The organism is Gilliamella sp. B2887, assembly GCF_026537015.1.
Taxonomy (GTDB): domain Bacteria; phylum Pseudomonadota; class Gammaproteobacteria; order Enterobacterales; family Orbaceae; genus Gilliamella.
Genome location: NZ_JAFNMX010000005.1, coordinates 34,150 through 47,101, shown reverse-complemented (window position 1 = coordinate 47,101; position 12,952 = coordinate 34,150). Strand labels below are relative to the sequence as shown.

The following is a 12,952-nucleotide window of genomic DNA, read 5'->3' as shown; positions in this document are numbered from 1 at the left end:
ATGTTAGACTCATGTCTTTAATCATCTTTTATCATATAAATCATAACAATCTAAAAATTTTTATTAGCATCAGTTTAAATATGTTAAAATGATTACCTATTGTCAAAATCTAAATTGACAGACTTTTAAATTCTCTAAAACCTCTATAAATTTTAAAATTATTACAAATACTATGAATATATCATCACCAACAATTGGATTTGTGAGCCTCGGTTGTCCTAAAAATTTGGTTGACTCAGAGCGAATATTAACAGAATTACGTACCCAAGGTTATCAAGTGGTTCCTACTTATGAAAATGCTGATCTGGTGATTGTTAACACCTGCGGATTTATTGACAGCGCAGTTCAAGAATCGCTTGAAGCTATTGGTGAGGCGCTGGATGAAAACGGTAAAGTGATTGTTACCGGTTGCCTTGGAGCTAAAGAAGATCAGATCCGAAGCGTACACCCAAAAGTACTTGAAATTTCTGGTCCCCATAGCTACGAAACAGTGCTTGACCATGTCAATAAATATGCCCCAAAACCCGAATATAACCCATTCACCAGCTTAGTTCCTGAGCAAGGCGTTAAATTAACACCTAAACATTATGCTTATTTAAAAATTTCAGAAGGTTGTAACCATAGCTGTACATTTTGCATTATCCCTTCTTTACGAGGAGAGATGGTCAGTCGCCCTATCGGAAATGTACTTGATGAAGCAAAACGATTAGTTGATAGCGGAGTAAAAGAACTTTTAGTTATCGCACAAGATACCTCGGCTTATGGAATTGATATCAAAAATCGTACCAGCTTTTGGAATGGTACGCCTTTAAAAACCAATATTCAAACACTCTGTGAACAATTATCAAGCCTTGGTATATGGGTAAGATTACATTATATGTATCCATATCCAAGTGTAGATGATTTGATTCCTTTAATGGCAGAAGGAAAAATCTTACCTTATTTAGATGTCCCTTTACAGCATGCCAGTCCAACGATTTTAAAATCAATGAAACGACCTGGAACAATTGAAAGAACACTTGAACGAATTCATCACTGGCGTGAAATTTGTCCAGAAATTACTCTTCGTTCAACCTTTATTGTTGGTTATCCTGGTGAGACTGAACAAGATTTTGAATTGTTGCTCGACTTTTTAGAAAAAGCGCAATTAGATCGAGTTGGTTGTTTTCCTTACAGCCCCGTTGAAGGTGCAGTAGCAAATGAATTAGCTAATCAAATTCCAGACGAAATCAAGCAACAACGATTTGATCGATTTATGCAGTTACAGCAAAAAATATCTACGCAAAAATTACAGGCTAAAATAGGTAAAACCTTAGCAGTGATTATTGATGAAGTCGATGAAGAAGGCGCAATAGGTCGAAGTATGGCGGATGCACCTGAAATTGATGGTGTTGTTTATTTAAATGAGGAAAAAGATGTCAAAGTAGGTGATATTGTTCAAGTCATCATTGAGCACTCTGATGAATATGATTTGTGGGGAACGGTTAAACGGTAATAACATCATGAAACAACATTATAAACATGAAATAAAAAATCTTGGTAAATTAGCTGTACCAGTACTTATTGCACAAGTATCACAAACAGCCATCACATTCGTTGATACCATTATGGCAGGACATTATAGTAAAACAGCCTTGTCAGGTGTAGCCATAGCAGTATCAATATGGTTACCAACAGTCTTGTTTGGGCAAGGTCTGTTAACTGTTTTAACCCCAATCATTGCAAATTTAAATGGTGCAGCTAAACGAAACCAAGTTGCAAATCACACACGCCAAGGTGTTGTGATCGCCCTATTTTTATCTGTGTTAATAATGTTGATTTTATATCATTCAGACCAAATAATTGGTCTACGAAGTTCAGTTGATCATCCTATTGATCCCGAAATGATGGACGTAGCCGTTAAATTTTTACGAGCAATTATGTGGGGAGTACCAGCATTTTTATTATTTTTAGTGTACCGCAATCAGTGTGAAGGGTTATCCAATACTAAACCAGCGATGGTGATCATATTTATAGCATTACTTGCTAATATTCCTATTAATTATGTTCTAATATATGGCAAGTTAGGATTACCTGCGTTTGGCGGGGTTGGTTGTGGAATTACAGCTGCTATAATTTTTTGGCTCATGTTTGGCTTAATTCGCTTATATACATTAACTACTTCAAGTCAACGTGATATTCGCAAAACAGAATTGACGAAACTGGTTGATTTTAAAGTAATTAAAAATATTGTTATGCTGGGTATGCCGCTTGCTCTAGCCTATTTTTTCGAAATGAGCTTATTTGCTGTAGTAGCTTTGCTTATTGCCCCACTAGGTCAAATTACGGTTGCTGCACACCAGATTATCTTTACAATTAGTAGTTTAACGTTTGCAATACCGTTATCTTTAGGTGTGGCATCAAGTATCCGTGTTGGTTATTTGCTAGGTAATATAAAACCATCATTAGCTAAGCAAACTGCATATATTAGTTTAGCCATATCGCTAATAATTGCAGTCGTAGTAGCATTAGTTTTGGTTGTTTTTAGAACACCAATTATTCACATATTCACTGAAGAAGTGGATGTTATTACTATTTGCTTGCAACTTATAATTTTACTTGCTATTTATCAAGCTTCTGACTATCTACAAGTTGTAGCAAGTAACGTATTACGTGGTTATAAAGATACGAAAAGTATTTTTTTCATCACCCTTATCTCTTATTGGGGCGTTGGACTCCCTGTTGGATACATTTTAGGATTAACCGATTTAATCGTGCAGCCAATTGGTGCTGCCGGTTTTTGGATAGGGATTATATTGGGACTAGCAGTTGCTGCTTTCTTACTTATTGCCAGAATGATTTACATTCAAAAGCAACCCACAAATATTATTCTAGAACAAGCATCCAGATAAATTGGATCGAAAAAATAAAATTAATTTTCACATAATAAAAACGCCATTAACAATCTTAGCTAATGGCGTTTGTTATTGAATTTATAAATTGATTATTTTAATAAACTATTGGCTTTTTCAAGCACGTTTTCAATAGTGAATCCAAATTCTTTAAATAGTTGATCGGCTGGACCTGATTCACCGAATGTTGTCATACCTATAACTTCACCATTAAGACCAACATATTTATACCAATAATCGCTAATACCTGCTTCAATAGCTAGACGAGCAGTAACTGATGATGGTAAAACAGACTCTTTGTAAGCACTATCTTGCTTATCAAAAGCATCCGTTGATGGCATTGAAACAACACGTACTTTTTTTCCAATTTGAGTTAATTGGAGATAAGCTTCCACAGCAAGTTCGACTTCTGAACCAGTGGCAATGATAATTAATTCTGGTGTGCCAGTACAATCATTAAGAATATAACCACCACGGTAAACATTAGCTAGTTGCTCAGTACTACGATCTTGTTGTTTAAGATTTTGTCTTGAGAAAATTAGTGCTGTTGGACCATCTTTGCGCTCTATCGCATACTGCCAAGCAATAGCTGATTCAACTTGGTCACATGGACGCCAAGTGCTGACATTTGGTGTAACACGTAAACTTGCCATTTGTTCAACTGGTTGATGCGTTGGTCCGTCTTCACCTAGACCAATAGAATCGTGAGTGTAAACGAATAATGAACGAATCTTCATTAACGCTGCCATACGGACAGCATTACGTGCGTATTCCATAAACATTAGGAAAGTAGCACCATAAGGAATAAATCCGCCATGCAGCGTAATACCATTCATAATCGCTGACATACCAAATTCACGCACTCCATAATGGATATAATTACCATTTGGATTGGCTAAAATTTCTTTTGAGCCTGACCACATAGTTAAGTTACTTGGTGCTAAATCAGCCGATCCCCCTAAAAATTCAGGTAAGGAAGGAGCAAATGCTTCAATAGCATTTTGTGATGCTTTACGAGTCGCAATAGTTGCAGGATTTTCTTGTAGTTTATTAATAAAATCTTTTGTAACTTGTTGCCAATTCACAGGTAGATCGCCATTCATACGACGTTTAAATTCTTTAGCTAAGTCAGGAAAAGCTTTAGCATAAGCGTCAAAACGTGTATTCCACCCATCTTCAATTTGTTTACCTTTTGCTTTTGCATCCCAAGCATCGTAATAATCTTTCGGAATTTCAAAGGCAGGATAGTTCCAACCAAGTTCTTTACGCGTTGCTTCGATTTCAGCATCACCTAAAGGTGCGCCATGACTTTCGTGACTACCCGCTTTATTTGGCGATCCAAAACCAATAACAGTTTTGCACATTAACAAAGACGGTTTATCCGTTACTGCTTGCGCTTGTTCAATGGCTTCTTTCAAAGCATGAGCATCATGACCATCAATTGCGCGAATTACATGCCAACCATAAGCTTCAAAACGTTTTGCGGTATCATCAGTAAACCAACCATCAATTTCACCATCGATAGAAATGCCATTTTCATCATAAAACGCAATGAGTTTTCCTAGTTTAAGGGTCCCCGCTAATGAACATACTTCGTGTGAAATGCCTTCCATCATGCAACCATCACCCATAAATACATAAGTATGATGGTCAACAATGGTATGACCAGATTTATTAAATTGTGCGGCTAATGTTTTTTCAGCAATAGCCATACCTACAGCATTAGCAATACCTTGTCCTAATGGACCTGTCGTTGTTTCAACACCAGGTACATAGCCATATTCGGGGTGACCTGCTGTTTTTGAATGCAATTGACGAAAGTTTCTAAGGTCCTCGATTGTTACATTATAGCCTGTTAAATGCAGTAAGCTATATATCAACATAGATGCATGACCATTTGATAAAACAAAACGATCGCGATCGGCCCAATTAGGATTAGTAGGATTATGTTTCAAAAATCCACGCCAAAGCACTTCTGCCATATCGGCCATACCCATAGGTGCACCTGGGTGACCAGATTTAGCTTTTTGCACACCATCCATACTTAATGCTCTTATCGCATTCGCTAGTTCGCGGTGAGATAAAGTCGTTGCATTCATGTTGTAATCTCCAAAAAAATTTTTAATTAAAAATTCCTAATCAAGCAAGTTACTATATCAGCTATAAGTGCTGTTACCTGCCAAATTCGTTATTAAAAAACGAATAAAATAGTGTAAAAATGGGGGGAGCTTACTCCCCCTTTTGTATTCAATATGATTAAAGTAATGCACTGATCATATTTTCTAATTTGCCTTGGTCAACAGCAAAAGCACGGATACCTTCAGCAAGTTTTTCAACTGCCATGGCATCGCTATTGTGTTGCCATCTAAATTCGGCCTCAGTCATAGGTGCCGGTCGAGAGACTATAGTTTGATTTGGATTAAGTTTTTGTGTAACAGAGGCGGTTGATTGTTGCATTTCAGCAAGCAAATTAGGTGAAATGGTTAAACGGTCACAACCTGCAAGGGCTAATATTTGATCGACTTTACGGAAGCTAGCACCCATCACAATCGTTTTATAACCATGCTGTTTATAATAGTTAAAGATATTACGAACCGAAACGACACCTGGATCTTCGTCTGGAACATAAGGATCGATGGGTTTTTTTGCTTGATACCAATCATAGATACGCCCAACAAATGGGGAAATTAAAAAGGCATTGACTTCAGCGCATGCTCTTGCTTGGGCAAACGAGAAAAGTAATGTCAAATTACAGTTAATACCTTCTTTTTCTAATACTTCTGCAGCTTTAATTCCTTCCCACGTAGAGGCGATTTTAATTAAGATACGTGATTTATCAATACCTTTTGATTGGTAAAGTTCAATAATACGACGTGCTTTATCAATACAACCTTGTGTATCAAATGATAAACGTGCATCTACTTCAGTCGAAATACGTCCAGGAACGGATTTTAAAATTTCAGCACCAATATTAACAGCAACTTGATCACAGGCATTAACTAATTGTTGTTCTTTACTCATGCCCAATTTTTTAGAGGATTTTATAGCAGAATCAATCAGATAACGATATTGAGGCAGTTGAGCTGCTTTCAATATCAGGGATGGATTAGTTGTGGCATCTTCAGGTGAAAATTGTTTTATTGAATCGATATCTCCCGTATCGGCAACAACTACAGTTAATTTTTTAAATTCATCTAATTGACTCATACTTCTATATCCTCTACAGCATTTAGTTTAATAAAAATATAATAGCATTTATTCAAAAATAAAACGACAGTGCCATATTACAATTTTGTACACATAATAGATTAAAAAAACAATCAAATAAAAAAGTGAAATTAAATGTTAAAAAGTTCTCTTTGTTCACAAATTTAATCCAATTAACCAAAAATATTCTGATAAATCATTATTTTTTACTGTACAGCTGATCATAATGGTTGATACGATCAACTTTAGCCATCGACCTTCCACCCTCGAATTCAGAATTTAACCATGTTTGTACAAGTTTTTTAGCTAGCTCCACACCAATCACTCTAGCCCCCATTGTCATAATTTGTGCGTTATTACTCTTTCTGGCACGCTCAGCTGAAAACACATCATGGCATTGTGCGGCACGTATACCAGGTACCTTGTTAGCTGTTATTGCCACACCTATACCGGTACCACAGATCAAGATCCCTCGTTCGTGTATACCTGATTTTATTGAACAAGCCACTGCGTTGGCAACATCAGGATACAAAGAGTTTTTTATCTGTTTGTCACTGCTATAATCAATAATTTCAATCCCTTGTTCTGTCAAATAATCAACTAAGCTATTTCTAAATTCAAATGCGGCATCATCAGCGCCAATGGCTATTGGTTTCATATTATTTTACCTCAATTTAATTTAAAAAATGAACATAAGTTCATATTAATATCATTTGATATTTTGAAGCAAAAATTAATTCAATTATGTGATGAAAGTCGCGAAAATAAAATATTTTATAAGAAAATATAGCAATAATTTATGCGATCAATTACAAATAGGACTCCATAAACACCGTACCTCTAATAAATTCTTTTAGATAATTTAATCAAAAGTTAAATATGAATACATTTGAACAGAATAATTTTAAAACGATATGAATTATTGATTTAACCAGATATAAACTATTTGCTGACTGATATTACAACCCGCACACGTTTTGCAATGATTAGGTGTGCATAGGGTTTGATTATCTGCCATGCTGATCTTTTTAATACTTCCTTTTTTAATCCAAAAATCCAGTATTTGAGCTGTGGCGCTGCCAGGAATACGAAAATGTCGTGCAATGTCTTGTAGCTCTATACGACCTTTTAATTGCACATAATCTCGAATTGAAGTAATTAGCATAATAATTACAGATGCAGAGTTATGCTCTGCATCTTCTCCTAAATTTATTGATGAATGATTAAGAAATATGCCTTTTTAATAGACTAATATTTAATAACAGCAAGATGATTTTTTAGGGTTAGATGAGCTTACTGTTGATTGATTAAAAATGGAATATCGACCTAATATACGCATAGTGATAACAATAATTAGAATAAATGCCCCACACCCCAAAAGCCACCAAACTGCCGATTGTGAATGACCTAGCAAAGTCGTTTGATAGTAAATTGTTGCGGATAACCAACCAATTATAAAAGTCCAAACTCCAACAAATATCATCCATCTTAAACCAGCCTCACGATATACTGCTCCTAAAGCCGCAGCACAAGGAGTATAAAGTAAAATAAAAATTAAATAAGCTATGGCGGCTGATGGCGTCATAAAGGAATTTTTTATTTGTGATACTGCTGTCGAATCCACTGCCAAATCGGATTGCAACGAATCAATATCATCATTTACTGTAGATAGACCCAAAGGATCTAAAACAGCATCAGACAAATTAACGAGATTTTTAGGAATAGTTTTGATCGCATCTAAAATCCCTTGCGACAGATTAAATGATTCAGCCTCTTGTGTTGTATCCGTTTCATCCATAGAATAAAGCGAATTTAAAGTAGCAATAACCGATTCTTTTGCAAAAATACCGGTAAAGATCCCTACAGTAGCAGGCCAATTTTGTTGATTAATCCCCATTGGAGCAAATGCTGGTGTGATCTTCTGGCTAACAATTGATAGCATAGAATCTTGTGAATCTTCATGTCCAAATGTTCCATCACGACCCCAGGAATTAAGCACACTCAATATAGTCACCATTATCACAATGGCCTTTCCAGCCTTAAAAATGAAATTTTTCAGACGTTGCCAAGTTAAACTGATCAAACTGCTTAAAGTAGGAATTCGATACACTGGCATTTCCATAATAAATGGCGTAATCGAGCCCTTTAACAAAGTGTACTTAAGCACAAACCCTGTGATAATTGCCACCGCTACACCCAACATATATAAACTAAAAACGATAAATGAAGCATGTTTAGGTGAAAAGATGACTGCAAATAATGCATACACTGGCAATCTTGCTCCGCAAGACATAAATGGAATCATACAAATTGACATGATGCGGTCACGCGTGCTTTCTAATGTACGAGTTCCCATAATGGCTGGTACACTACAACCAAAACCGACTAACATGGGCACAAATGCTTTGCCAGGTAAACCAATACAACGCATACCACGATCGACAACCATTGCTGCCCTTGCCAAGTAACCAGAGTCTTCCAAAAAAGACATACAGAAAAACATAGCACCAATGACAGGAATAAAGGTTGAAACAGTTTGGATACCACGCCCTATACCATTAGATATAATGGCAATAAGCCAACCGGGTGCGTTCAGGATTTGCAATAAATGTGCTGTACCATCCACAAACAGTGTGCTACATAATTCATCAAAAAAATCAACAAAAACCGAACCAAAATTAATCGACAACATAAACATGACATACATTGTTAACAAAAACAATGGAATCCCTGTAATACGTCCTAAGGATATTTTATCAAGCATATCTGAAAAGCGAACATTTAACTCACGAGGTTTGTCAATGACGGTTTTACAAATTGTATCAATCATATCATAACGAGCTGAAGCTAACGCCACATCAATTTCGTTATCGCACCATGCTGAAAGCAACAGACGACAGGCTTTTAGCTTTTCACTCTCAAGTTGGGTCAAAGTGTAATGTGAATCATCCAATAACGCATCTTGCAATTGCCAAGGATTAAATCGGCGCACTACACTGTCTTTTGGTAATTCATTAACATATCTATCAATAATAGCTTGTTGCTCATCTCCTAACAAATTTATTGAAGAATTAGCTATTTTGGAAGATGATGCCATCATTTCTATTTGCTGATACAGTGCCTGCAATCCTATTTTTTTACTTGATGATACAGCCACCACCGGACAACCAAACAATTCGCTCAACTTTTCTACATTAATCTGTTCTCCCATTGCTTTAACGGCATCCATCATATTGAGCACGACAATCATAGGCAATTGCAGATCAACTAATTGACAAGTCAGATATAAACTACGTTGCAAATTTGTTGCATCAATGATATTTACAATCACACTATCATCCTCACTCAAGACAAACTGCCTTGCAATCAATTCATCTTGCGATACACATAAAGGATCGGATTCAATTGAATAGGTTCCTGGCAAATCGACAATATCGTACTGTTTATGATTATAGGAGAAAAGACCTGTTTTACGCTCAACAGTAACTCCTGGCCAATTACCCACTCGTTGTTTAGCTCCAGTCAATAAATTAAATAATGTTGTTTTACCACAATTTGGATTACCAATTAGCGCGATCTTCATGCTCTGACCTCTAACACTTCTATAAAAGAAGCTTCTTGGCGACGTAAACATAATAAAAAACCACGCATATTAATCTCAATGGGATCACCCAGTGGCGCAGTACGTACTACTTCGACTTTACAACCAGGTGTAATGCCCATAGCCAATAATTTACGACGATAAGGTAACGATTTAGGTAAAAATCTAGAAATAACCGCCTCGCGCCCTATTGGCAAGTGGTTAAGGGTTAAAGTTGACATCATACTTCCTACGTAAAGTTAGATTATTTGATTTAATCATGCAAATTAAAATGCGAACAATTCGCAATATTAATACACATTGCTTTAGAAAAAAACAAATTTTCATGAAAAAAATGGAAAGATTGGTCAAATAATGGGGGCAAGTAAAAAATTTTCAATTGTTTTTGAATAAATGTGCAGTCCAACCTCAGAAAAAAGAATTTTTAACTTTTTTAAAAGACCCATAAGATCATCACCGGTTAATATTGTCGAGTATAATAAAACAAAATCAGAATAGATATTTTCATTAATCATCTTAATTGCTGATAATAACTTATAACTGATATAATCTTTTGTATATATCAAATAATGGAACCTCCAATTATGTATATCATCTATGGTATTAAAAACTGCAACACAATGAAAAAAGCGTTTAGTTGGCTTGATGATCACCATGTCCAATATCAGTTTCATAACTATAAAACCGATGGTTTGTCGGCAGAACTGCTCGACACTTTTTTGCAATTAGTTGATTGGCAAAGTTTACTGAATACACGTGGCACTACATGGCGTAAATTAGATGAACAGGTTCGTACCCAAATCGATAATGAACAAGCCGCAAAAAAAATTATGTTAGACAATCCATCAATTTTAAAGCGTCCTTTGCTGATCAATGGTAAACGTGCATTGTTGGGATTTTCTGACGATAGTTATTTACAATTCATTTCGCAACCAAAATAAGATAGAGACTATGATAACTGAACCTGTTATTGCGCTAACTTCAGAGCTTATTGCTGAAAAATCAATAAGTCCTGATGATAAAAACTGTCAAAAGATAATTATCGAACGTTTAAAAAAACTTGGATTTACCATTGAAAGAATTAATATCGGGCAAACCAAAAATTTGTGGGCTTTTCATGGTGATCGTAATAGTAAAACCCTGATGTTTGCAGGTCATACGGATGTAGTGCCCGCAGGTGATGAGAATAAATGGCTTTATCCGCCTTTTACACCGACCATCGATGAACAAGGTGTGCTGTATGGTCGTGGAGCAGCTGACATGAAGAGTGGTGTGGCGGCCATGGTATGTGCGGCAGAGGAATTTATTAAAAACACTCCCCAACATGGTGGCTGTGTGGCTTTTTTATTAACGTCTGATGAAGAAGCAGATGCAATCGACGGTACAGCTAAAGTAGTGGATTTCTTAATGAATCGTCATGAGCGTATTGATTATTGTATTGTTGGTGAGCCTTCAAGCGACACCCTACTTGGCGATCAAATCAAAAATGGACGCCGTGGTTCACTAACAGCTCATTTAGTTGTGCACGGCGTGCAAGGACATGTTGCTTATCCACATCTTGCAGATAACCCTGTGCATCGCTTTGCTCCCGCATTAAATGAACTGGTAAACACAAGTTGGGATGAAGGTAATCAATATTTTCCAAAAACCACTATGCAAATTGCTAATATTAATGGGGGAACGGGTGCAGAAAATGTCATACCTGGCGATCTTAGCATCCAATTTAACTTTCGCTATAGCAGCGAACTAACCGACAAACAAATTAAAGAACGTGTTGAACAAATTTTAAAAAAATATGATCTAAAATATACCCTAAATTGGCGTCTTTCAGGTCATCCTTTTTTAACCCCGCAAGGTGAGCTAACTAATGCTGCCGCAAATGCCATTAAAGAGATTACAGGAATAACTACTACCCTTTCTACCAGTGGTGGCACATCAGACGGTCGTTTTATTGCTAAAATGGGTTGCCAAGTCATTGAGCTCGGCGTACTCAATAAAACTATCCATAAGGTCAACGAAAATACCAATTGCCAAGACATCATCAACTTAAGCACAATCTATAGACGTATTTTAGAGATTTTATTACTGACATAATTGAGCCCAATTTACATTATCAATAAGGGGATAACATGGCATGGCTTAAAGATTATTGGTGGATTATTTTAATCATCTTAATTGGAATTTTTATTAATACCATTAAAGCACTAAATCGGCTAAATTATAAAAATTATTTAGAAAAAAAGAAAGGAATTAAACCTATACCCTATAGTGACGACGACGATGATTGGCCGTCATCAAAACATTCGAACAAATAAATATTAACGAAAATCTTGTTGGGTACTTTCGAATACAGCTTGATGACGATAACGGTCTACCCACATTGCTGTTGCACCGCATACGGCAATTGGCATCACAATTAGATTTAGGACTGGAACCATAGTAAAAAAGCTAACTAAAATACCAAATACCAGATTGTCAGCCTTGTTTTGCATTAATAGTCTCCGCATACGGTGAAATTTTATTTTGTGGTTATCAAATGGATAGTCCGCATACTGAATATTAATTTGCCAAGCGGTAAATAAAAACCACACCACTGGTGTAACCGTTTGTCCAATGACGGGGATAAAATAAGTCAGTAGAATCAGAACAGCCCATAATAAATAATGACCTAATTTTTGTAGCTCACGATTTAAAATTCGCGGTAGATCTTTAAGCAAACTGATCCACGATGTTTCTGGCGCAGGCATACCAGTTAATTGAGCTTCAACTTGTTCAGCTAATATTCCATTAAATGGTGCAGCGATAAAGTTAGTAACCGTACTGAAAAAATAACAAAACAAAATTACAAGCGTTAAAATTAGAATAACCACAATGAGGTATCCTAACCAATGTAACCAGCTTGGCACATAAGATAGTCCCCAATCAACCATACCATCAAGAACAGTAAAGAACCAATAAAAAAGTGCCGACATTAATACAGTATTAGCAAGTAGAGGTAGAAAAACAAATCGCTTAATCCCAGGACTGAAAGCTAATGACCAACCTTTAATGAAATATTCTAAACCACTTCGAGCTTGATGATTTTTTAGATGTGATTGTGTGTGGGAATGTTGATGTAGGGCATTATGATCGATTTGATTAGACGTCACATTGGGTTCCTTTTTAATTAACTTGTCAGCCAATACCTTAGCTAGGTATAAATATGTAATACAGTAATAGATATGTTAGATAAACTGTGCAATATTTTAAATAT

At 36.1% G+C, this 12,952-nt stretch carries 12 protein-coding genes; 5 read left to right on the top strand and 7 right to left on the bottom strand.

Features of this window, described 5'->3' with window-relative positions; genetic code table 11:
- Positions 1-172: 172 nt before the first annotated feature.
- Complete coding sequence (gene rimO, locus J3U13_RS05695; protein WP_267340724.1) at positions 173-1,495, top strand: 30S ribosomal protein S12 methylthiotransferase RimO; 1,323 nt, start codon at positions 173-175, stop codon at positions 1,493-1,495.
- A gap of 7 nt (positions 1,496-1,502) precedes the next feature.
- Positions 1,503-2,891, top strand: a complete 1,389-nt coding sequence (locus J3U13_RS05690) for an MATE family efflux transporter (protein WP_267340722.1) — start codon at positions 1,503-1,505, stop codon at positions 2,889-2,891.
- Positions 2,892-2,983: 92 nt separating this feature from the next.
- On the opposite strand, the gene tkt is transcribed toward J3U13_RS05690, so the two are convergent.
- The 6 genes from tkt to J3U13_RS05660 all read right to left on the bottom strand — a co-directional run bounded on the left by tkt (position 2,984) and on the right by J3U13_RS05660 (position 9,920).
- The gene (gene tkt / locus J3U13_RS05685; RefSeq protein ID WP_267340721.1) at positions 2,984-4,990 is read right to left on the bottom strand and encodes a transketolase; all 2,007 of its coding nucleotides are present in this window, start codon (positions 4,988-4,990) and stop codon (positions 2,984-2,986) included.
- A gap of 157 nt (positions 4,991-5,147) precedes the next feature.
- Positions 5,148-6,098 (bottom strand): transaldolase, encoded by a 951-nt coding sequence (gene tal, locus J3U13_RS05680; RefSeq protein WP_267340720.1) that lies wholly within the window; start codon positions 6,096-6,098, stop codon positions 5,148-5,150.
- A 199-nt stretch (positions 6,099-6,297) separates the two neighbouring features.
- Positions 6,298-6,756, bottom strand: a complete 459-nt coding sequence (gene rpiB / locus J3U13_RS05675) for a ribose 5-phosphate isomerase B (RefSeq protein ID WP_267340719.1) — start codon at positions 6,754-6,756, stop codon at positions 6,298-6,300.
- Between the two features lie 261 nt (positions 6,757-7,017).
- Positions 7,018-7,263: a FeoC-like transcriptional regulator gene (locus J3U13_RS05670; protein ID WP_267340718.1), complete on the bottom strand. Its 246-nt coding sequence runs from the start codon at positions 7,261-7,263 to the stop codon at positions 7,018-7,020.
- 90 nt (positions 7,264-7,353) lie between these two features.
- On the bottom strand, positions 7,354-9,681 hold the full coding sequence (gene feoB / locus J3U13_RS05665; protein ID WP_267340716.1) for a Fe(2+) transporter permease subunit FeoB: 2,328 nt from the start codon (positions 9,679-9,681) through the stop codon (positions 7,354-7,356).
- On the bottom strand, positions 9,678-9,920 hold the full coding sequence (locus J3U13_RS05660; protein WP_267340715.1) for a FeoA family protein: 243 nt from the start codon (positions 9,918-9,920) through the stop codon (positions 9,678-9,680). Before J3U13_RS05660 ends, feoB begins: the two co-directional genes overlap by 4 nt.
- A 363-nt stretch (positions 9,921-10,283) precedes the next feature.
- Between J3U13_RS05660 and J3U13_RS05655 the strand changes: the two genes are divergently transcribed.
- From J3U13_RS05655 to J3U13_RS05645, 3 genes are read left to right on the top strand one after another with little or no spacing between them, the layout of a single operon-like run.
- The gene (locus tag J3U13_RS05655; RefSeq protein WP_267340714.1) at positions 10,284-10,640 is read left to right on the top strand and encodes an ArsC family reductase; all 357 of its coding nucleotides are present in this window, start codon (positions 10,284-10,286) and stop codon (positions 10,638-10,640) included.
- A gap of 13 nt (positions 10,641-10,653) precedes the next feature.
- Positions 10,654-11,793, top strand: coding sequence for a succinyl-diaminopimelate desuccinylase (gene dapE / locus J3U13_RS05650; RefSeq protein WP_416380641.1), 1,140 nt, complete (start codon positions 10,654-10,656; stop codon positions 11,791-11,793).
- A gap of 35 nt (positions 11,794-11,828) precedes the next feature.
- A complete protein-coding gene (locus J3U13_RS05645) occupies positions 11,829-12,014 on the top strand; it encodes a hypothetical protein (protein WP_267340710.1) in 186 nt (61 codons plus the stop codon).
- Between the two features lie 3 nt (positions 12,015-12,017).
- Here the strand turns inward: J3U13_RS05645 and cysZ are convergent, their stop codons facing one another.
- Complete coding sequence (gene cysZ / locus J3U13_RS05640) at positions 12,018-12,848, bottom strand: sulfate transporter CysZ (protein WP_267340709.1); 831 nt, start codon at positions 12,846-12,848, stop codon at positions 12,018-12,020.
- Positions 12,849-12,952 lie beyond the last annotated feature (104 nt).